Source organism: Arthrobacter sp. P2b, from assembly GCF_900168295.1.
Lineage (GTDB): Bacteria > Actinomycetota > Actinomycetes > Actinomycetales > Micrococcaceae > Arthrobacter.
Genome location: NZ_FVZL01000026.1, coordinates 1 through 20,084, shown reverse-complemented (window position 1 = coordinate 20,084; position 20,084 = coordinate 1). Strand labels below are relative to the sequence as shown.

Here is a 20,084-nt window from a genome sequence, read left to right as displayed (position 1 = left end):
GGGATGGTTCCCCTGGCCTTGATCCAAACCTAGCAAGAGGGTCTGACAAAGGCCGTCCTAGCCCTTGGCGTCCGCGCGCACCTGGGCTTTGTCGTGCTCCGTGTGGGCGTTCCGCAGCAGCTCCAGGAACTCGGTTTCGTTCCGGATGAGCCGCTTGTACTTCTCGGGCAGCTTGCGGATCTGGTCCTCTTCGCGGCACATCTTGGCGAAGATCTTGTCCCGCTCCACCATGTCCGTCTCGTAGTTGAGGTCCAGGTATTCGATGGCGTGGCGCCGGGCTCCGGACACGGCGTTCTTGGCCTTGCCCTTGGGGCTGAAGATGGACGCCAGGACCGTGACCAGCAGGACGCCCAGGATGACGCTGAGCGAAACCTGGGTGCTCACTTCCACCACGTTGACGTGCTGGCCGTCGTTGATGAACGGGAGGGTGTTTTCGTGCAGGGCATGCAGGATCAGCTTCACGCCAATGAAGCCCAGGATCGCCGCGAGGCCGTACGAGAGGAAGATCAGCCGGTCCAGCAGCCCGTCGATCAGGAAGAACAGCTGCCGCAGGCCCATCAGGGAGAACGCCGTGGCGGTGAACACGATGAACACGTTCTGGGTCAGGCCGAAGATGGCCGGAATGGAGTCCAGGGCAAACAGGATATCCGTGCCGCCGATGGCCACCATCACCAGGAGCATCGGGGTGAGGACACGTTTGCCATTCTCCATCGTGAAGAGCTTGTCGCCGTCGTAATGGGCCGACGCCGGGAGGTACTTTTTGGCCAGCCGCACCACCAGGCCCTCGGACTCGTCGTCGTGGCTGTTGGGCCGGAGCAGGTTGCCGGCGGTGATGAGCAGGATCAGCCCGAAGATGTAGAACACCCACGCGAAGCTGTTGATCAGCGCGGCGCCCAGGAAGATGAACGCCGTGCGGGCGATCAGCGAGAACACGATGCCGAACAGGAGCACCTTCTGCTGGTCGGCGCGGGGCACCTTGAAGCTGGCCATGATGATCAGGAACACGAAGAGGTTGTCCACGGACAGCGCCTTCTCGGTGATGTAGCCGGCAAAGTACTCCGTGCCCATGGTTGACCCGCCGAACAGGAACACGCCGAGCCCGAAGAGCACCGCGATGCCCACGTAGATGGCGGACCAGATGGCCGATTCCTTCAGCGACGGCGTGTGTGCCTTCCGCACGTGGAAGAAGAAGTCGAAAGCCAGCAGGCCAACAATTCCGGCGACGGTCAGGGTCCAGACAATTGAGGGTACTTCCACGAGGCGGGCCTTTCGTTGGAGTCTCCTTCCAGCCTACCTAAGCGGGCTTGAGGAGTTCATGCTCGACGACGGCGGTCCGGGACAGCGTCTTATAGCCCTCCTGCTCGAACAGGACAGTGATCACGTCGTCCTCATGCCGCATCACCAGCCCCGGGCCCCACTCCTTGTGGACCACGGCTGATTGGAGGGGAAACGGCTCGTCCGCAGCGGCGGAAGCCGCCCCGCCGCCGTCGTGCGCCTTGTAACCCGGCTGCACATCCCGCGCGGCGGCGTCGGCACAGCCATCGCAGTTGCCGCACGGCTCGGGCAGGTCCTCGCCGAAGTAGCCCAGCAGGAACTGCCGCCGGCAGCCGTCCGTTTCAGCGTAGGCGCGCATCATGGTGAGGCGGGACTGCTCCACGCGCTGCCGGGCCTCGGCGAGTTCGACGGCGCGCTCCACCAGGGCGGGCAGCTTGGCTTTGGAGGCGAGGCGGATGCCGCGCTTGCCTGTGATGACGGCGCCCGCCTCCTCCAGTTGGTTGACCAGTCCCGTGACGCGGCGGACCGGGAACCCGGCCAGCTCGGCCAGGGAGGACTTCGGCGTGGGCGCACCTGCGGCCTTGAGGACCTTCAGCACCGCCAGCAGCCGTTCCGGATCCGGGGAACTCGTGCTGAAGAACTTCCGCAGCCCCAGGTCCTCGGCGCGGTAGTGCAGCACCGCCGCCGCCGGCTGGCCGTCACGCCCGGCGCGGCCAATCTCCTGGTAGTAGGCGTCAAGCGACTCGGGAATATCCGCGTGGACCACAAAGCGGACGTTGGGCTTGTCGATCCCCATACCGAAAGCGGTGGTGGCCACCACAACGTCCAGGGCGTCGTCGAGGAACTGCTCGTGGATCCGCTCCCTGTCCCCGGCGGACCGGCCCGCGTGGTACGCCTCCGTCCGCAGCCCTTCCGCGGCGAGCTTCTCGGCGTACTTCTCGGTGTCCCTCCGCGTGGCCGCGTAGAGCAGCCCGTGGCCGTCGCCGGCCAGCCCGGCCACCTGCGCCAGCACGGCCTTCCGCTTGCCCCGGTCTTCCTGGTGGCGGACCACGTCCAGGCTGATGTTGGGCCGGTCGAAGCCCCGGACCAGCACCAGCGGGTCCTCCATGCCCAGCCGCTCCACGATCTCGTCCCGGACGGGCGGGGAGGCGGTGGCGGTGAGGGCGGCCACGGGCGGGTTGCCCAGCCGCTCGCGCACGTTGCCCAGGCTGAGGTAGTCGGGCCGGAAGTCGTGGCCCCAGGAGGAGACGCAGTGCGCCTCGTCCACCACGAACAGCGTGATGTCCAGGGCGGCGACGCGGTCCACGGTCTCCTGTTTGGCCAGCTGCTCCGGGGCAAGGAACACGAAGGTGGCCTCCCCGGATTCGACGGCCTGCCACGCGGCCTCCACCTCGGAATCGCTGTGCGAGGAGTTGATGGTGACGGCCGCCTGGTCGCCAAGGTCGCCGGCCAGGCCGTCCTGCTGGTCCTCCTGCAGGGCAATAAGCGGTGAAACCACGACGGCGGGGCGTCCCGTTTCATTGTGCAGGTGCTGCGCCGCGACCTGGTAGATGGCGGATTTGCCGTAGCCGGTGGGCATCACTGCCAGGACATCACGGCCGCCGGCCAAGGCGCTGATGCCGGCCAGCTGGCCGTCCCGCAGGTCCGGCAGGGAGAAGGAAGACGCCGCCAGGGCGGCGAGGGCACGATCGTCGGGCATTAATGGGCTCCGCACAGAAGTTCCTGCGGCCGCTTGCTTCAGCCTTGGGAACCAGCCTAACGCGGGCGGGTGCCGCCGTCGTCATTCCCTTGACTTCCATGACCTGCTGAACAACTGTGGAAGAAATTGGTCCGCCGGCGTGTGCCGTGGCTTGTGGGGACCAGGAACAGCCGAGGAGTGTGCAGCGTGACGCGCAAGAACCCGAAGGTCGAAGAGGCGGACGAGTCCGAACTGGAAGTGACCGGCCATCCCAAAACCTGGGCCGCCGGTGTGCCCGGGGTCTACCACTCGATGCAGCCGGCGCTCAAACACATGGGCGTGGAGCGCTCGCGGAAGACCCTGCTGGCCCTGAACCAGAAGGACGGATTCGACTGCATGAGCTGCGCGTGGCCTGATCCGGGCCATCGCAAGACTTTCGAGTTCTGTGAAAACGGGGCGAAGGCGGTCACCTGGGAAGCCACTCCCGTGGTCATCGGCCGGGAGTTCTGGGACGAGCACCCCGTCAGCGAGCTGCGGCACCGGTCCGAGTACTGGCTGGGCATGCAGGGCCGCCTGACCGAGCCCGTGTACAAGAAGGCGGGGGAGGACCACTACCGGCCGGTCAGCTGGGAGCAGGCGTTCAGCATCATCGCGGACAAGCTCAAGTCCCTCCCTGACCCCAACCAGGCCGCGTTCTACACGAGCGGCAGGACGTCCAACGAGGCCGCCTTCCTCTACCAGCTGTTCATCCGCGCCTACGGCACCAACAACCTGCCGGACTGCTCCAACATGTGCCACGAGTCCTCCGGGTGGGGCATGGGGCAGACCATTGGCGTGGGCAAGGCCACGGTCTCCTATGACGACTTCGCCAAGGCGGACCTGATCATCATCATGGGCCAGAACCCGGGCACCAACCATCCGAGGATGCTCACGGCGCTGGAGGAGGCCAAGGAGGCCGGGGCGAACATTGTCGCCGTGAACCCGCTGCCGGAGGCCGGCCTGATGCGGTACAAGAACCCGCAGAAGGTAAAGGGCATCATCGGGCACGGCACGGACCTGGCGGACCAGTTCCTGCAGGTGCGGATCGGCGGCGACATGGCGCTGCTGCAGGCCGTTTCCAAGCGCGTCCTCGAGGCCGAGGCCGCGAACCCCGGGACGGTGCTGGACCACCAGTTCCTGGCGGAGCACTGCGACGGGCTGGAGGAGCTCAAGGCCCACCTCTCCCGGCTGGATGAAGCCGCTGTCCTCGAGGCCACCGGGCTGCGCACCGAGGAAATCGACGAGCTTGCGGCCCGCTACCTCGCCGCTGACAAGGTGATCATCACCTGGGCCATGGGCATCACGCAGCAGAAGAAGGGCGTGGCCACCATCAAGGAGATCATCAACCTCCTGCTGCTCCGCGGCAACATGGGCAAGCCGGGCGCAGGCGCCTCGCCCATCCGTGGGCACAGCAACGTCCAGGGCGACAGGACCATGGGCATCTGGGAACAGATGCCCCCGGCCTTCCTGGAGGCGCTGGGGCGGGAGTTCGATTTTGAACCGCCGCGGGACCACGGGCTGGACGCCGTGCAGACGGTCCGGGCAATGCGCGACGGCGGCATCAAGGCTTTTATCGCCCTCGGCGGCAATTTCGTGGGAGCCATTTCGGACACGCACGCCGCCGAAGCAGCGATGGAAAAAACCGAGTTGTCGGTCCAGATCTCCACGAAGCTCAACCACTCACACGGCGTGACCGGGGCCGAGGCACTGATCCTGCCCACGCTGGGCCGGACGGAAATCGACCGGCAGGAATCCGGACCGCAGTTCGTCTCGGTGGAGGACACCGTCTGTGCCGTGCACGCCTCACACGGCACCGTGGAACCCGTGGCACCGGGGCTGCTGTCCGAGGTGGCTATCGTCTGCCGGCTTGCCGCGGCCACGCTGGGGGACCGGACGTCGGCGGACTGGGCCGGATTCGAAAAGGACTACGACCTGATCCGGGACCACATTTCCCATGTGGTGAACGGGTGCGAGGACTACAACCGGAAGATCCGGCAGGAGGGCGGGTTCGTCCTGCCCAACGGGCCCCGCGACTCCCGCACGTTCAACACACCCACCGGCAAGGCCATCCTCACGGTCAATGAGCTGGAGCATGTGGAACGGCCCGCGGGAACCCTGATCCTGCAGACCATGCGCTCGCACGACCAGTTCAACACCACCATCTATGGGCACAACGACAGGTACCGCGGCATCAAGAAGGGCCGTGAAGTGGTGTTCGTGAATCCCGCGGACCTCACCGAGTTGGGCCTTGAGAACGGGCAGCACGTGGACATCCACGGGGTGTATTCGGACGGTGTGGACCGGGTGCTGCGGAACTACCGGGTGGTCTCCTACCCGTCCGCCAGGGGATGCGCCGCGGCGTATTATCCGGAGGCCAACGTCCTGGTGCCGCTGGAAAGCGTAGCGGAGGGAAGCCAGACGCCGGCGTCGAAGGCCGTCATCGTCCGGCTTGAGCGCGTGCTTGTCCTGGAAGAGGAGCCGACGGCGGCGGGCTGAGCCGGAAGCTCTGCCGTCCCTTGGTGCAGGAGCCATAACTCCCCGCCTGATGGACTTTTCCCCGTGGCGTCCAGCGGGGATTTGTCCATAAGGCGGGGATTCCTGCTACTGCGCCGTGTCCGCCCAGCCCCGGCTGGCAGGACCGCCGTTGGGGCCGTCGTCGCACAGCTGGAAGGCCACCCGGGCAGCCTTCTCCACGGCAGCGGACGAGGCTTCCCTGGTACCCGCGCTGCCCGTCCCGGCATCCAGCCCGGCTGCGTAGCCCACCAGGAACGTGGTGACCGGCGCCGCGGCATGGATCACCGAGTCCGCGGACTTCCGGGCCAGGTCCAGGAGCAGTTCGTGGTCCACGTCCATGTCCAGGATCTGCAGCGCCTGGGCCAGCCGGTTGCTCCACTGGTCCAGGACCTGTGCTTCGTCGTCGTTGACTGCCATGTTCTCTCCTTCGTCACGGGCCCGGCGGCATAAAGGACATCTTGCCCACCGGGATTCGATATCCAGTGCCCACGACCCTACAAGGCCTGGGAGCCCACGTCAGCAGAAATAGTCCAGGGCTGTTCCGGGTTATCCTGTGCAAGGGCCGCTACAAAGGAGAAGCCATTGAGTGAAATTACCGTCCGCCACAACGCGGAGCGCCAGCGCTTCGAGATCCTCGATGCCGGGAACGTGATTGGCAAGGCGGCGTACAAGGAGTACGACGGCGGCGGCTCACCACAGCGGATTTTCTACCACACGGTGGTCAACGAGGAATACGGCGGCCAGGGCCTGGCGGGCCAGCTGGCCACGGTCGCCCTGGATGACACCGTGGCGGCAGGCGAGGGCATCGTTCCCGTCTGCCCGTTCATCAAGAAGTTCCTCACCAAGCACCCGGAGTACGCCGGCAGCATCGTCCGGGTCGCCCCGGCCCACCTGGAGTTCCTGGACGCGGCACTCTCGGCGCGCACCCGCTGACGGTTTTCGGCGCGCATCCTGGTTTTCGACCCGCGAATTCCGCTGCGCACCCTGTATCTCGGGCGCGCACGGTAATCTGCGCGGCGACATGTGGTTTCCGTGTCGCCCTTAAGAGGACGCGGCATCCGGCGGCCTCTCAGGAGCCTCCCAATCTCGGATGATTTAATCAGCATCTGTGTGCACTGGGGCGCGCGGTAAGCTGACCGATTTTTGAGTTGTGACAGGAGCACTCATGCCCGTGCACCCAGTGGAGCCCCAGGCTGTGCCGGAAATACGTACCGCCCGCCGCGGACGCAGGAAGCTTGTGCTGCTGTTGTGTGCCGTTGCGCTGGTTATCGTTGCCACCGTGGTCCTTGCCGTGGTCCGCTCGCAACCCTCTGCGAGTACTTCCGTCCCGGTTCCCACAGTCGCGGCGTCGCCCGTGGCCCAGGCACCGGACTCCCTCCGGGACAACGTCGAGTCCATCCTCGAGGAGGCCGGGGACTACCGGATCGGGCTGGCACTGGCCGACGTCTCCGGTGATGCCGCTCTGGCGTTCGGTGACAGCGACGTTTTCGCGGCTGCCAGCACCGCGAAGATCATCACCGCTGCGGCCTACTACCACCTGGTGGAAACGGGGGAAGCAAGCCTCGACGAACCCCTGGGCGACTACGACGCCGCCTTCCAGATGGAAGCCATGGTGAACCAGAGCAACAACGACTCGTGGCTGCTCCTGATGGACGCCGTGGGCTACCCGCGCCTCATCGACTACGCCGCGTCCATCGGTGTCACCTACGACCCGGAACAGAATCTCCTGACCCCGGCCGACATGGCACTGGTCCTCAAGCAGCTGTACGCCGGGGACCTGCTCAACGAGGACAACACCGCCGAGCTGCTCAGCTACATGCAGGACACCAACAATGACGACCTCATCCCCGCAGGCTCCCGGGCCGGGATCGATGTGCACCACAAGTATGGGGAGATCGGCGGGGAACTCCACGACGCCGCGCTCCTGACGTACCGCGGCTCCACCTTCGCGCTGGTGATCTACACCGAAAACCCTGAAGGCACCGAAGAGCCCGAACAGGCAGACGCCATCCGGGATCTCACCCAGGCAGTGGAGGACGCCCTGTTCCCCCTGACCCCGGCCGGAAAGTAGCCGCGCCGGGTCATCAAAGTCGCCGGTGGGCAGCGCCGTGCGCCAGACTGTTTCCGTGAGCAACAAACCCCGGACTGGCCTGGCCGTCGCCGGACTCAGCCTGGGCACGGCACTGAACCCCTTGAACTCCTCGATGATCGCCGTGGCGCTGGTGGTCCTCCGCGCCGACTTTGGGCTCGACGTTGCCGCGGTCACCTGGGTGGTCACCTCCTTCTACCTCGCCTCCGCCGCGGGCCAGCCGGTGATGGGCAGGCTCGCCGACCGGTTCGGGCCCCGGCGGATGTTCATGCTCGGTATGGCGCTGGTGGCCCTCACCTGCGCGCTCGCCCCGCTGGCCCCGAACTTTGCCCTGCTCTGCGTGGCGCGGGCGGTGATGGCGCTGGGAACGGCCACCGCGTATCCCAGTGCCGTGGTGATGGTGGGTGCCATTGCCCACCGCGCCGGGGTGGAGGCGGCCCGCCCGCTGGGACGGCTCCAGATGGCCAACACGTCGGCAGCCGCCGTCGGGCCCGTCGTCGGCGGACTGCTCGTAAGCCTGGTGGGCTGGGAGGCGCTCTTCCTCATCAACGTCCCGCTGGCGCTGGCCGCGCTGCTCATCGTGCGGCAGGCGGCCCCGTCGGACGAAGCCCGCGAACGGGGGAGCGTTGCGGACCTGCTGCGGGACTCGGACATTCCCGGGATCCTGGCGTTCGTCGCCGCACTCCTGCTGGTGATGATGGCCGCGCTCAACGTCGCACCGGACTACCGCTGGTGGATGCTGGCCGCTGGCACCGGAATTGCCGCGCTGTTCGCCTGGCGGGAGCTGCGGTTCAAGCGGCCGTTCCTGGACCTGCGGCTGCTAGGGCGGAACAGGCCGCTGATGCTGGTGTACCTGGGCTTCGCGGTCTTCAGCAGCGTCTACTACTTTGTGTTCTTCGGCCTGCCCCAGCTGCTGCAGGAAGCCGGTGGCTACAACCCCGGCGTGGTGGGCCTGCTGATGCTTCCGCTCGCGGCCATGTCCGTGGTGGCCACCCCATGGGCCGTCCGGGCGATGGGACGGTTCGGCGTGCGGCGCGTGCTGCTCGCCGGCGTCGTCCTGCTGACCGCGGTGGCCGCCCTGATGTGGCTGTTGACCGGGTCGCTGGCCATCCCGCTGGTGGTGGTGCTGACCGCGCTGATGGGGATCCCGTACGGAACGGTGGGCATCGCCTCCAACCAGGGCATGTTCGTCTCCACGAGGCCGCAGGAGCGCGGCGTGGCGGCGGGCATTTACCAGACCTGCCGGTACGTCGGTGCCATCACGGCCACCGTGATGATCGGCGTCTTTGCCAGCGGCGGCGTGGACCAGGGAAGCTGGGCGCGGATGGTCCTGGCCATGCTGGTCCTGTGCGTTGTGACGCTTGGCGTGAGCCTGCTGTGGCGGCAGCACGAACAGTAGCTTCATCGCCAGGCAGCCCCGGACACGGGGCCGCCGGCGGGTTTATCGTGGAGGTATGGGCAACCCGAAGGTGCAGCTGTACCTGGACATCACCGCGAAAGGCCTGTGCCTGCTGGGCGTGGCGCTGATGATCTTTGGCCAGGGCGGCTGGTTCTACGTGGGCGTCGCCACGGTGGTGCTGGGTGTGCTGTTTATCGGCGGCTCGCTGGTGGCCACCCGCAACCTGCGGCACCGGGGTTGGGACGGCCGGAACCGGCCATCAGCCGGATAGCCGCCCTCCGTCCCAGCTGCTAGGCCTGGCCTCGAAAACACCTCATCGATTGCTCCGCAAACGCCGTTTTGACACCCCCAAACGGCAATTACGGAGCAATCGATGGGGATTGCGAATCGGGGGCACGGGAGTCAGGTGTACATCAGCGAGCCGGGCGTGGTCAGCTTCTCGCCGGTCTCGAGCCACGTCTTGAGGCCGGAGAGGATCATCGGCCAGCCACCGTAGAGCTGCTCGTTGGCCCCTTCGCGGAGGTCGCTGTGGGTGACGGTGAGGCGGCAGGAGTCGCCCACGGGTTCGATGTCCCAGGTGATTTTCGATGTGCCTTCGGCCTTGACGTCCTCACCCCACAGGGCGCGCATGGTCTGGACGAGCCGGCGCGGCGGGTCCACTTCCAGGTTTTCACCTTCGCCCAGGGGTGCGCCGGCCTTGACGTTGTTCATGGTGAAGCTGCTGCCCGGGGTCCAGTCCGTTTCGATGGTGTTCCCGAACTGGTACTTGCTGCGGATGTTGCTGTCCGTAATGGCTTCCCAGAGCCGTTCCGGAGTGGTCTTGATGTAGATTTCGAAGATCTTTTCCATGGGACTTTCCAATCTGGATTTGAGGTCGCTGAGGCCAGCGGCCCATGGTTCTGCGTATTTGCTGACCCAGCGGTCGTGGACCAGCCGGATGGGTACCGGGTTCAGGAAGTGCAGTTTTTCCCGCCCCCGACGGCGGGTCACCACCAGGCCTGCATCCTCCAGAAGGCGGAGGTGCTTGGCGATCCCGAACCGGGTCATGTCGAAGCGTGCCTCGAGCGCACTCAGGGTCTGGCCGTCCTCGCGGAACAGCTCATCGAGCAGGTCCCGGCGGGTGGGGTCGGAGAGTGCCTTGAACACGTCATCCATGCTTCCCATGATAGGTGACCATATAGTCACATATCAAGGGTCTCAGTTTCTGGATGCCAGGTTCTTGTCCCGGTCTTCAAACACCTCGTCGCCGGGGCCTGTGAAGGCGCGGGAACGCTCCACGGCCTCGATGGAGCCGGTGAAGAGCTGGGATTCGTGGGGGTCGGCGGGCGGCCGGGCACCGCTGGCGGCGGGCAAACCCAGCCCGCGCAGGGGTGCCTTGCGCTGGGTGGGGGTGCCGGCGTCGGACGCTGCCTGTTCCCAGCGCTGGTGGGGCAGGGCCTGCGGGTGGCCCTGCTGCAGGAAGGTGACCATGGCCTCGCGGATGAGGCAGCGCACGTCGAAGAGCGCGGCGCTGTCCGCGGCGCTGACCAGGATCCGGACCCGTACGAAGCCTCCGGTGGCGTCGGTGATCTGCAGGACGCCCACGCGCTCGTCCCACAGCTCGGTGCCGGCCAGGACGCGGCGCAGCTCGGCACGCATGTCCTCCACGGGGGCACGCCAGTCGAGGTCGAACTCCACCGTGCCCATCACCTCGGACTGCCGGCGGGTCCAGTTCTCGAACGGGGTGGTGGTGAAGTACGTCGAGGGCAGGATCAGGCGGCGGTCGTCCCAGATGTGGACCACCACGTAGGTGAGGGTGATTTCCTCGATCCGGCCCCATTCCTTCTGGACCACCACCACGTCGTCCACGCGGATGGCGTCCGTAAAGGCGAGCTGCATCCCGGCGAACACGTTCACCAGGGATGTCTGCGCCGCCAGGCCCGCGACGATCGAGATGACGCCGGCGGACGCGAGCAAGCCGGCACCCAGCGCCTGGATGGCCGGGAACGTCAGCATGACCGAGCCGGCGGCGAGCACCACCACCAGGGCCGCTCCGATACGCCGTGTCAGGATCATCTGCGTGCGCAGCCGCCGGGCCCGCCGGTTGTCCGCTACGTCCACGCTGTGCCGGTTCAGCACCACCGCTTCCACGATCAGCAGCACGGCAATGACCAGCCAGGCGAGGGAACCGATGAGGGCTATCAGCAGCAGATGGCCGACGGCGGCATGCCAGGTTTCGGTGGAGGCCGTCAGCCCCAGCGCTGCGCGGACGCCGATCAGGCACAGCGCCAGCCGCAGAGGCTGGCGCGCCACCCGTGATGTGGCCTGCAGTTCGGGGCGGTTGCGGTTCAGCCGGAGGACCAGCTTGCGCAGCAGCCAGGACAGAACCAGTCCTGCGGCCACCGCCAGGGTCACGGCGATGAAGGGCATGGCGGGATGAAGTAGGTCTAGCATCCTTTAACGTCTATCAAGACGCTGCGGACTGCTGAAATCTCCGGCGGCGGTGGCGTGTCAGCCCGATGCGACGGTTCCCTGCGCCGCTGATGTTGCCGGACGTCAAGTGTGCGGGGATCCGTCCAAACGGGAAGCGAATCAGGCCATCGCGCGGATCAGCGGGCTGGCGTCCTCTTGCCAGCACCCGCTGCCTGGTCAGCCGGGTTGGGCGCCCCCTGCCCGTTAACCGCCGCCTTTCCAGCCTTCCCGGCTTCCGTTACGCCGGCCGATGGCTGCCCTGCCCACGGCGGCACCGCGGCCGGCCGGGAGGCAGGCGGTACGGCAGGCTCCTTCCCGCTTTGTGGAATCTCGGCAGGAGCCACCGTCCCGCCATCGGCGGGCGATGCCCAGCCAGGGACACGTGGTGCCCCAGCCGGGTCCTGCCCTTTGCCCGCAGGCGGCTCCTTGGCAGGAGCCGGGGCCGAATCAGGAGCAGGTGCGGGCGCCGGGACAGCGGGAACGGTCACCACGGGTGGCGCCGTTACAGCAGGAGAAGGGACGACGGCGGGTGTCGGGCCGGGTGCCCCGGATGGGACGGCGGGTGCCGGGGATGCCGGGGCAGGAGGGGAGAAGGACCGGACAATGGTGCTGATGGTTCCTTCAGCCCCGCGCCGCAGGGTGTCATTCCCGGCCGCCGCGCCGCCGGCGATCCCCAGCGACGCCGCCACGGCAAGCGTGGTGAAGGCAACCCGCTTTTTCCTGGACCTGCGGGACCAGTCCTCGAGGCTGACCACGGCACTTGGGTTCACGCTGGCGGGACTCCCGTCCGACGCCCCCGGCCACCCCATCAGCGCGGCAACCTCGGCCGACGGGGGCGGGACTTCGGTAACCCGGAACTCCCTCAGCCGGAGCAACATCTGCCGCAACCCGGCGTCGGCCGCCACGTCAGACTCCGCAAGCAGTTCATCCACATAGCGCTCGTCGTCGAGCCTGCGCGCCTGCTGCTTCGTGTCTTTGCTGGCTACGGGCTCTTTACTGGTCATGACTGCTCTTCTCTCAACGAGGGACGGAGTTTCCGGAGCCGGCAAAGGGCCCGGCGCTGCAGCTGCTTGATGGCTCCGGGAGTCTTGCCCATGATTTCCGCCGTTGTTTCGACGGACAGGTCCGCGACGATCCTCAGCGCGATGACCTCCTGCTGGTCGTGCTGCAGGGTCCCGAGCAGTGCCATCACCTGGGCCGAACCTTCCGCCTCCAGCAACTGGTCCTCAGCCGAATCGCAGCACCGCGGATCGGCGTCGGCGTCGTAGCCGGTGGTGGGAGGAGTCTTCAGCCTGCGCCGGTGTTCATCCACATAGCGGGCGTGGGCGATCGAAAAGGCCAGTGACTTGATGCCCTTCAGGCCGCCGTGCACCTCCGGAAGCTGCGGGTACAAGGCCAGGAAAACTTCCTGGGTCATCCCCTCCGGATCTTCCACGTCGCGTGCACGCAGGTAGTTGAGGATTGCGGGCGAAAACTCGCGGTAGGCATCACAAAAGATGCCCTGGTCGGCCTGACCGGGCGTCGCTGCCTCATGTTTGACCTTGTGCATCCGCCCCCCTGCGGCAGATGCCCTTGCGGGCACCGTGGGGATGGCTCCGGGCCGGGACAAGCAATTTGTCCCGGCGCCGGATGCCGTTCCTGCTGACAGGCTACCGCTGTCCGCCGCCGGGGTGGGCGGCGGAGTTCCTGGCTGCGTTGTTGGACTGCTTTCCAGCGCCGTTGGAGCCGGCTGCCGGCCCTTGGCGCTGGTCCTTTGCCGGCTGCTCCTTCACCTGCTGCTGTTCCACCGGCTCCTCGACGGCATCGCCCTCAGGGGTTTCTCCGGTGCCGTCCGCCTCGTCCTCCGGAGCGGAAACAGTGGCGCAGTACGAGACGATGCCGCTCTCACCGCCGGCAGCCTCCGCCAATGCTGCGTACGCGGTGGAGGTTGAGTTCAGGCCGCCGTTGGAGTAGGCGTTGCAGAGGCCCACCGCTGCCGGGCCAGTGGCGTCAGGTCCCACCGGAACAGAGGTGGGAGACTCATCCGGCTCCGCAGTCTCTGTGGGGGACGGGCTCGGCGAAGCCGTTTCAGTTTCCGTCGGAGTAGGTTCCGGGGACTCTGTTTCGGTGGCCGTGGGGCTGGGCTCCGGAGAGTCGGTTTCGGTGGCCGTGGGGCTGGGCTCCGGAGACTCCGTTTCCGTGACTGTGGGGCTCGGCGACGGTGATTCGGCCACCACCCCAGGACTGTCGGAGTGCGATTCTGCGATAGCCGCGACACCCGTACCGCCCACCACCAATGCTCCTGCGGCGAGCACGGTTGCTGCGAGCTTGTTGCCGGAATATGTGAAGAAAGACATTTGATCCTCCGTTGACGAATTTTATGGATTGCGATCAACTTGCGGTTTTCCCCCCGCACCTTCTGAATCGAAATTCGGGTCATAAAGGTTACGGGTTGATGAGAATCTTTTGACTAGTTTGTCACTTCTTCGGTCAAGACGTTCCGCCCGGAGCTGTGCCTGGGGTTAGTTCACCGGCTCCTTCACGGGCCGCGGCTCCAGCCAGACCCGCTCCCGCGGACCCGGCGGGTACGCGTACTTCTTGCCCGCCAGGGTGATCACCAGCGCGGCGACAACCGGCAAGGCAGCCGCAACGGGGACCAGCAGCGCCCCGCCGGTCACCAGCGCAGCCGAGCCGTACAGTGCACCGATGGTGATGCCCAGCTGGATGGTGAGCACGGTGAGGCCGTTGGCTGCCTCCCGGTATTCCCCGCCCGCGCGCAGGATGGCGGACTGGTTGTAAATGCCGATCGCGCCCAGGCCCGCACCCCAGACCGTCATCAGCGCCAGCGCCACCGGAAGGTTGCCCACTGCCAGCGGCAACAAAAACATCGACAGGGCGATGGCCGCCGTCGTGATCAGCAACGAACGGCGCGGATGCGAATCCACCGTGAGGCCCGCCACCCAGATGCCCAGCAGGCCGGAGGCGCCCAGCACGGTGAGGGAGAGGCTGATGGCGTAGTCGGGCAGCGCCGCTTCGCGCATGAACGGAGCGATGTAGGTGAACAGTGCGAAGTGGGCCAGGACCAGCAGCGGCCAGGCGATGGCCACCGACTTGACGCCCGGCTCGGCGATCGCCCGGCGTAGCGACGGACGGACGGCGTCGGAAATGCGCTGCACCCGCGGCAGGAGGAAAAACGCCAGGACCGTCAGGAGCAGCCCGAAACCGGCCAGCACCAGGAACGCGGCGCGCCAGCCGAGCAACCCGCCCAGTGCCGTACCCACGGGCGCGCCGATGGCCAGGCCCAGGCTGTTTCCGCTGAACACGATTGCCAGGGCCTTGCCCACCTTGTTCGGCGGGACCACCCTGGTGACGAACGGGGCCATGGTGGTCCACAGCAGCCCGTGCGCCAGCCCGCCCACCAGCCGGGCGATCATCGCCGTCGTGAAGTCCGGTGCGAGCCCCACCCAGGCGTTGCTGACCGCGAACGTCAGGACAAGGCTGACCAGCAGTGCATGCCGGGGGATCCGGGCGAGCAGCCGGGCAGCCGGAACCACCGTGACCACAATGACGGCTGCGTAGGCGGCAGCCAGATAACCGGCAACCGGCTCGGACACGTTCAGGCCGGCGCTGATCTGCGGCAGCAGCCCGGACGGGAGGAGTTCGGTGGTGATGGCGGTGAAGGCGATGGTGGCCAAAACAACCATCGCGGCGTACGGGAAACGGGCAGGCGCCGGCGCGGAAATCGCGGAAGACATGGGAAAGGAATCCATTCAAGGGGGAGAGTTGGAACGCCGCTCGCTGGCCGGACAATTCCTCCCTTAAATTTACAGGATCGGAGGGCCTGTCACACACATGACAAGCCCTCCCCGCGTCCGCAGAGTGGGCAAGGCAACCGTCCCCCAACGGGCACAAAGTACGTTTGGTAGCGGAAGTAACTGCCGGTGGCGAAAAGGCCCCGCTTCACAACCAAGGGAAGGCGACATGGACGTTTTTGGACCCGCACAGGACATGATTGTGGTGGCGGCGTGACCGGCCGGCTGCGGGTGTGTCTGCCCGACCAAAAGCTGCTGGACGCGCTGGAGCCCATGGACGGCGTCGACTTTGTCCTCTGGGACCTCACCGGGCCGGCACCCGAGGGCCGGCTCGACCTGCTGGTTCCGGGCTATATGGGGAAGACGGCGACGCTGGCCGCGCTTGAGGGCGTGGACGTCGGGCTGGTCCAAAGCCAGTCGATCGGGTACGACGGCGTCGCGGACGTCCTGCCGGACGGTTGCGTTTTCGCCAACGCGGCGGGGGTCCACGAGACATCGACGGCGGAGCTTGCGTTGGGCATGATGATCGCCAGCCAGCGGGGAATCCCGGACTTCGTCCGGAACCAGGCCAGCGGAACGTGGGACAACACCCAGCGGCCCAGCCTGGCCGACCGGCGCGTGCTGCTCGTGGGATACGGGGGAGTGGGCAAGGCCATCGAGGCACGGCTGCTGCCCTTCGAAGCCGAGGTGACGCGGATGGCCAGCCGGGAGCGCGAAGACTCCAACGGGACGATTCACGGGATCGATGCGCTGTACGAGCAGCTGCCGCTCCACGAGATTGTGGTGGTCAGCGTTCCCTTGACCGAAGAGACCCAGCAGCTGGTGGACGCGAAGTTCCTGGCCGCAATGCCGGACGGCGCCCTGCTGGTGAACGTGGCCCGCGGACCGGTGGCTGACACCGAGGCACTGCTGGCCGAGACCTCCACCGGCCGGCTCCGTGCAGCCCTGGACGTCACGGACCCGGAGCCGCTGCCGGCCAGCCACCCGCTGTGGACCACCCCCGGAGTGTTGGTCACCCCGCACGTGGGCGGCGCCAGCTCCGCCATGTTCCCGCGGATGGTCCGGCTTATCCGGAAACAGATCGGGCTGCTGCTTGAGGGCAAGGAGCCGGTGAACGTGGTGCTCGGGGATTCGTCCCGGGCCTAGCTTCTGCGGCTTACTGCAACCTGGGCCCACGCCCGCAGGGTTCCCTGGCCGAGCTTGCGAGGCTAGGGTGCGGGCGGGGAGGCCCGTTCCTTGCCCAATAATTGAGCATTTTTGGGCTAAAACTGACCCCGCGTTGCCTGTTCAGGGGTGGCCCCGGCTCCTAAGCTGGGGCCATGTCCACTTATGAAGTCCGCCGCAGCGCGGTCATTCCTGCCTCTGCCGAAGAGATTTTTCCGCTGGTCAATAGCTTCCACGAGTGGACGGCCTGGTCCCCCTGGGAGAACGTGGACCCCGGCATGAGCCGGCGCTACTTCGGCGCCGATGCGGGCGTGGGGGCGGGCTATGAGTGGAGCGGCAACCGGAAGGCCGGAAGCGGAACCATGGAGATCGTGGAGTCCGTGCCGGCACGCGAGGTCAAGGTCCGGCTGCAGTTCACCAAACCCTTCAAAGCGCTGAACCCCACGTCGTTCGCCTTTACTCCGGCGCCGGGCGGCACGGAAGTCACGTGGCGGATGACCGGCGAGAACAAGGGTGCGGCCAAGCTGTTCGCCCTCTTCATGAACATGGACAAGCTGGTGGGCTCGGACTTCGAACGCGGGCTCAAATCCCTGGCCTCCGCAGTGGCCGCCAAAAAGAGCTGAGCCTGGCCGTGGGCGTCGTTGACGATTCGCTGGCCGACCTGCCCGAGCCGGGCCGCGGCTGCCTGCAGCACGTGGTGGGCATCGCCCGGGCGGTGGCTCCGGACACTACGGAGGGGATGAGTTACGGCATGCCCGCCCTGAAGCTGGACGGAAAGCCCCTGGTGGGAGTGGTTGCCGCCGCCAAGCACCTCTCGATCTTCCCGTTCTCGCCCGCCGTCGTGGAGGCGGTTGCACACCGGCTCGAGGGCTTCTCCCTGTCCAAGGGAACCATCCGCTTCACGGCCGCCCACCCCTTGCCGGACGACGTCGTTGAGGAAATCGTCCGGCTGCGGACGGCGGAGATCAGGAAGTAGTTAACGTTCGACGGCGGCACGCGCCACTCGGAGCAAGCCCCGCCTAAGGTGCCGAGAGGGCGGACGTCCGGCCGCCGTCGTCGTACGTTCCTTGGATGGCGGGCCTTAGACGGCGGGCTCGCGCTTCCCCTTGAACGCGACCCGGAGGGCGCCGCGGAAGGTCAGCCGGCTCCGCCGGCTGACCACGATGACGGCGGCCAGCCCGGTGAGCAGGACCACGATGCCGCCGAACGCTACGGCCCAGCGCGCCCCGAACTCACTGCCGATCCAGCCCATCAGGGGCGCACCCACGGCGGTTCCGCCCTGCAGGATGGCCAGGTACAGGGCCAGCACGCGGCCGCGGAACTGCGGTTCCACCGAGAGCTGGATGCTGGTGTTGCAGCTGTTGAGGAACGTGATGGACGCCAGGCCCACCGGGATCAGCACGGCGGCGTAGAGCCAGAACGACGGGGAGACGCTGCCCAGCACCGTGAAGGCACCGAGGCCCAGCGCGCCGCCCAGGAGGAACCGCAGCCGCGGGCCCGCCCGCCGCGCCGCGAGGAGGGCGCCGGCCAGGGTGCCGACGGCCATGATGGAACCGAGGAGGCCGAACTCGCCAGCCCCGACGCCGAATTCCGTGGTGGCCATCAGCGCGTTGGTGATGGGGAAGTTCATGCCGAACGCGCCGAGGATGCCCACCAGGACCATGATCAGCATCAGGTCGGGGCGGCCCCGCACGTAGTTGATGCCCTCGGCCACCTGGTGTTTGCCGCGCCCGGCCTGGGCGGCGGGAGCCAGTTCGGAGGTCCGGATAAGGAACAGCGAGATGATGACGGCGGCGTAGCTGGCCGCGTTGAGCAGGAAGACCGGGCCGGTGCCCACCCAGGCGATGAGGACGCCGGCGACGGCAGGGCCGGTGAGCCGGGCGGTGTTGAAGGACGCGGAGTTCAGTGCGACGGCGTTGGAGATGTTGTCCTGTCCCACCAGTTCGGAGACGAAGGCCTGCCGCGCCGGGGCGTCGATGGCGCTGGCGATGCCCAGGCAGAGGGCGGCCAGGTAGGCGTGCCACAGCTCGGCGGTGCCGGTGACTACCAGGAGCCCGATGGCAAGCCCGGTCAGACCCATGGCCAGCTGGGTCCAGAGCAGGATGATGCGTTTGCGGTAACGGTCGGCCAGCACGCCGCCGTAGGGGCCAAGCAGCAGCATGGGCAGGAACTGCAGGCCGGTGGTGATGCCGACGGCGGCACCGTCGTGGTTGGTGAGGACGGTCAGGACCAGCCAGTCCTGGGCGATCCGCTGCATCCAGGTGCCAATGTTGGACACCAGTGCGCCGCCGGCCCAGATCCGGTAGTTGCGGTTTTCGAGGGCGCGGAACATGGCGCTCATCGGCCGCTCATCTCCTGCATGATGTGCGCGGCGCGGCTGAGGATGGCCCGGTCTTCCTCGCTGAGGCGTGCCACGCGCTGGGCCAGCCAGGCGGTCCGCTGGCTGCGGGCTTCGGCCAGGACGTCCTTGCCGGCGGCAGTGATATCCACCTGGACCTGGCGGCCGTCGGCCGGATGAGCGGACCGGGTGACAAAGCCCTGGTCGGCGAGGGCGTTGACGATGCGGGTCATGGACGGGGCCTGCACGTGCTCGCTTTCGGCAAGTGCGCGCAGGGTCCTGGGACCGTCGCTGTTCAGGACGGCCAGCACTGTGTATTGGCCGGGGGTGATAACTTCACCTGTTGCCTCAACGCGGAGCCGGCGGGATGTGCGCATCACGGCGGTGCGGAGGTCGATGGCCAGGGTGTCCGGCGTGACGGGTTCTGCTGGAGGATTCTTCGTTGTGGTGGCGGTCATGGGTGCGGGTGCGCCTCCTGGCGATAATACTTAGCACTGCTAATTAGTTCCGCTAACGATTATGCTCCCGCGGTGGCGGGTCGGCAACCGGTTCCGGGGTAATGCGATGTACGCGACACTGGAAGCCCCGAACGAAAGCAGGACCCCTTGATCACTCTCAAGCAGGACGCGGACGGCTTCATCCGCATGAGCCGGCACTATCCCGCCAGCGTCCGCATCAGGATCGAGTTCACCGATGGCAGCGCCGGTGAGTTCTCCGGCCGCACCCTCAACAACGCCTACGACGCCGCGCTCGCGGAATTCCGTGCGGGGAACAACCTCGACGCAAAGGGCTACGACCGGACGCCGGCCGCCCGGAAAGCCTCGGGCAACAGGATCGATTTCGTACCCGTGCATCCCGGGCTGGGGGAGTAGGCGCGGCAGGCCCGCATGCTGTGCTGCAGCACACAAAGGTTAATTACGACGGCGGGTGGCTGCCAGGGTGGGCCTGCGGGCCGTCCCGCCCCGTCATTCCGCGGGTTTCAAGCTCCCGGGGCTGCGATTTGCGGTGGGGTTGTGGGGCGTGTATTGTTTTCTGAGTCGCCGCCGCTGATGCGGAAAGATAGCGGCCAATCCCCTTGATGAACGGCCTGAAAATGGTTCGCTTTTGAGCGTGCCGGTTTTGGGTGGGGCTGGTTTGTGGGAGCTGGGAATCGCGGAAACGCTGGTTTGCAAAGCTTCCGGGGATCGGGTAAGTTTGGAAAGTTGCTCCGGAGCGAGCCGCGGCCTTGAATGGGGTTGTGGTGGTGCCGGGTGTGTCTGTTGTTTGAGAACTCAATAGTGTGCCAAGTTTGTTGATACCGATTTGTTTTTATGGATTGGTTGAATTTGCCGGGCCTGCCGCCCCTG

The 20,084-nt window shown here is 66.8% G+C and carries 20 protein-coding genes; 9 read left to right on the top strand and 11 right to left on the bottom strand.

Going from position 1 to position 20,084, the window contains the following annotated elements; genetic code table 11:
- Positions 1 to 57: 57 nt before the first annotated feature.
- Positions 58 to 1,257 carry a TerC family protein gene (locus B5520_RS21385; RefSeq protein WP_079599081.1) on the bottom strand — a complete coding sequence of 400 codons (1,200 nt, stop codon included), beginning with the start codon at positions 1,255 to 1,257 and terminating at the stop codon, positions 58 to 60.
- A 37-nt stretch (positions 1,258 to 1,294) separates the two neighbouring features.
- Positions 1,295 to 2,974: a RecQ family ATP-dependent DNA helicase gene (locus tag B5520_RS21380; RefSeq protein ID WP_079599080.1), complete on the bottom strand. Its 1,680-nt coding sequence runs from the start codon at positions 2,972 to 2,974 to the stop codon at positions 1,295 to 1,297.
- Between the two features lie 186 nt (positions 2,975 to 3,160).
- Here B5520_RS21380 and B5520_RS21375 point away from each other — a divergent pair, with 186 nt between their 5' ends.
- Complete coding sequence (locus B5520_RS21375; RefSeq protein WP_079599092.1) at positions 3,161 to 5,488, top strand: FdhF/YdeP family oxidoreductase; 2,328 nt, start codon at positions 3,161 to 3,163, stop codon at positions 5,486 to 5,488.
- Positions 5,489 to 5,593: 105 nt separating this feature from the next.
- On the opposite strand, the gene B5520_RS21370 is transcribed toward B5520_RS21375, so the two are convergent.
- A complete protein-coding gene (locus B5520_RS21370; protein ID WP_079599079.1) occupies positions 5,594 to 5,923 on the bottom strand; it encodes a DUF6457 domain-containing protein in 330 nt (109 codons plus the stop codon).
- Between the two features lie 165 nt (positions 5,924 to 6,088).
- Here B5520_RS21370 and B5520_RS21365 point away from each other — a divergent pair, with 165 nt between their 5' ends.
- From B5520_RS21365 to B5520_RS21350, 4 genes are all read left to right on the top strand, one after another.
- Positions 6,089 to 6,439, top strand: coding sequence for a GNAT family N-acetyltransferase (locus B5520_RS21365; protein ID WP_079599078.1), 351 nt, complete (start codon positions 6,089 to 6,091; stop codon positions 6,437 to 6,439).
- Positions 6,440 to 6,671: 232 nt separating this feature from the next.
- Positions 6,672 to 7,577 carry a serine hydrolase gene (locus B5520_RS21360; RefSeq protein ID WP_079599077.1) on the top strand — a complete coding sequence of 302 codons (906 nt, stop codon included), beginning with the start codon at positions 6,672 to 6,674 and terminating at the stop codon, positions 7,575 to 7,577.
- A 55-nt stretch (positions 7,578 to 7,632) separates the two neighbouring features.
- Positions 7,633 to 8,994 (top strand): MFS transporter, encoded by a 1,362-nt coding sequence (locus tag B5520_RS21355; protein WP_079599091.1) that lies wholly within the window; start codon positions 7,633 to 7,635, stop codon positions 8,992 to 8,994.
- Between the two features lie 55 nt (positions 8,995 to 9,049).
- Positions 9,050 to 9,265, top strand: coding sequence for a hypothetical protein (locus B5520_RS21350; RefSeq protein WP_079599076.1), 216 nt, complete (start codon positions 9,050 to 9,052; stop codon positions 9,263 to 9,265).
- A 131-nt stretch (positions 9,266 to 9,396) separates the two neighbouring features.
- Here the strand turns inward: B5520_RS21350 and B5520_RS21345 are convergent, their stop codons facing one another.
- The 6 genes from B5520_RS21345 to B5520_RS21315 all read right to left on the bottom strand — a co-directional run bounded on the left by B5520_RS21345 (position 9,397) and on the right by B5520_RS21315 (position 15,179).
- Positions 9,397 to 10,149: an ArsR/SmtB family transcription factor gene (locus tag B5520_RS21345; RefSeq protein ID WP_079599075.1), complete on the bottom strand. Its 753-nt coding sequence runs from the start codon at positions 10,147 to 10,149 to the stop codon at positions 9,397 to 9,399.
- A gap of 42 nt (positions 10,150 to 10,191) precedes the next feature.
- Positions 10,192 to 11,427 (bottom strand): mechanosensitive ion channel family protein, encoded by a 1,236-nt coding sequence (locus B5520_RS21340; protein WP_254865665.1) that lies wholly within the window; start codon positions 11,425 to 11,427, stop codon positions 10,192 to 10,194.
- Between the two features lie 155 nt (positions 11,428 to 11,582).
- Complete coding sequence (locus tag B5520_RS22610; RefSeq protein WP_139386290.1) at positions 11,583 to 12,449, bottom strand: hypothetical protein; 867 nt, start codon at positions 12,447 to 12,449, stop codon at positions 11,583 to 11,585.
- Positions 12,446 to 12,994, bottom strand: a complete 549-nt coding sequence (locus B5520_RS21330) for an RNA polymerase sigma factor (protein ID WP_079599072.1) — start codon at positions 12,992 to 12,994, stop codon at positions 12,446 to 12,448. The genes B5520_RS22610 and B5520_RS21330 overlap by 4 nt, the downstream gene beginning before the upstream one ends.
- Positions 12,995 to 13,094: 100 nt before the next feature.
- Positions 13,095 to 13,781, bottom strand: coding sequence for a hypothetical protein (locus tag B5520_RS22605; RefSeq protein WP_104443665.1), 687 nt, complete (start codon positions 13,779 to 13,781; stop codon positions 13,095 to 13,097).
- 165 nt (positions 13,782 to 13,946) lie between these two features.
- Positions 13,947 to 15,179: an MFS transporter gene (locus tag B5520_RS21315; protein WP_079599070.1), complete on the bottom strand. Its 1,233-nt coding sequence runs from the start codon at positions 15,177 to 15,179 to the stop codon at positions 13,947 to 13,949.
- 270 nt (positions 15,180 to 15,449) lie between these two features.
- Between B5520_RS21315 and B5520_RS21310 the strand changes: the two genes are divergently transcribed.
- The 3 genes from B5520_RS21310 (at position 15,450) to B5520_RS21300 (ending at position 17,376) form a co-directional block, all read left to right on the top strand.
- A complete protein-coding gene (locus tag B5520_RS21310; protein ID WP_079599069.1) occupies positions 15,450 to 16,382 on the top strand; it encodes a 2-hydroxyacid dehydrogenase in 933 nt (310 codons plus the stop codon).
- A 173-nt stretch (positions 16,383 to 16,555) separates the two neighbouring features.
- Positions 16,556 to 17,023 carry an SRPBCC family protein gene (locus B5520_RS21305; RefSeq protein ID WP_079599068.1) on the top strand — a complete coding sequence of 156 codons (468 nt, stop codon included), beginning with the start codon at positions 16,556 to 16,558 and terminating at the stop codon, positions 17,021 to 17,023.
- Positions 17,024 to 17,031: 8 nt separating this feature from the next.
- The gene (locus tag B5520_RS21300) at positions 17,032 to 17,376 is read left to right on the top strand and encodes an iron chaperone (protein ID WP_079599067.1); all 345 of its coding nucleotides are present in this window, start codon (positions 17,032 to 17,034) and stop codon (positions 17,374 to 17,376) included.
- A gap of 105 nt (positions 17,377 to 17,481) precedes the next feature.
- Here B5520_RS21300 and B5520_RS21295 read toward each other — a convergent pair whose 3' ends face one another.
- Both B5520_RS21295 and B5520_RS21290 read right to left on the bottom strand, forming a co-directional pair.
- Entirely contained in the window at positions 17,482 to 18,741 is a 1,260-nt protein-coding gene (locus B5520_RS21295; protein WP_079599066.1) for an MFS transporter, read from the bottom strand.
- Positions 18,738 to 19,196: a MarR family winged helix-turn-helix transcriptional regulator gene (locus tag B5520_RS21290; protein ID WP_079599065.1), complete on the bottom strand. Its 459-nt coding sequence runs from the start codon at positions 19,194 to 19,196 to the stop codon at positions 18,738 to 18,740. The genes B5520_RS21295 and B5520_RS21290 overlap by 4 nt, the downstream gene beginning before the upstream one ends.
- A gap of 147 nt (positions 19,197 to 19,343) precedes the next feature.
- Between B5520_RS21290 and B5520_RS21285 the strand changes: the two genes are divergently transcribed.
- Positions 19,344 to 19,610: a hypothetical protein gene (locus B5520_RS21285; protein ID WP_079599064.1), complete on the top strand. Its 267-nt coding sequence runs from the start codon at positions 19,344 to 19,346 to the stop codon at positions 19,608 to 19,610.
- Positions 19,611 to 20,084 lie beyond the last annotated feature (474 nt).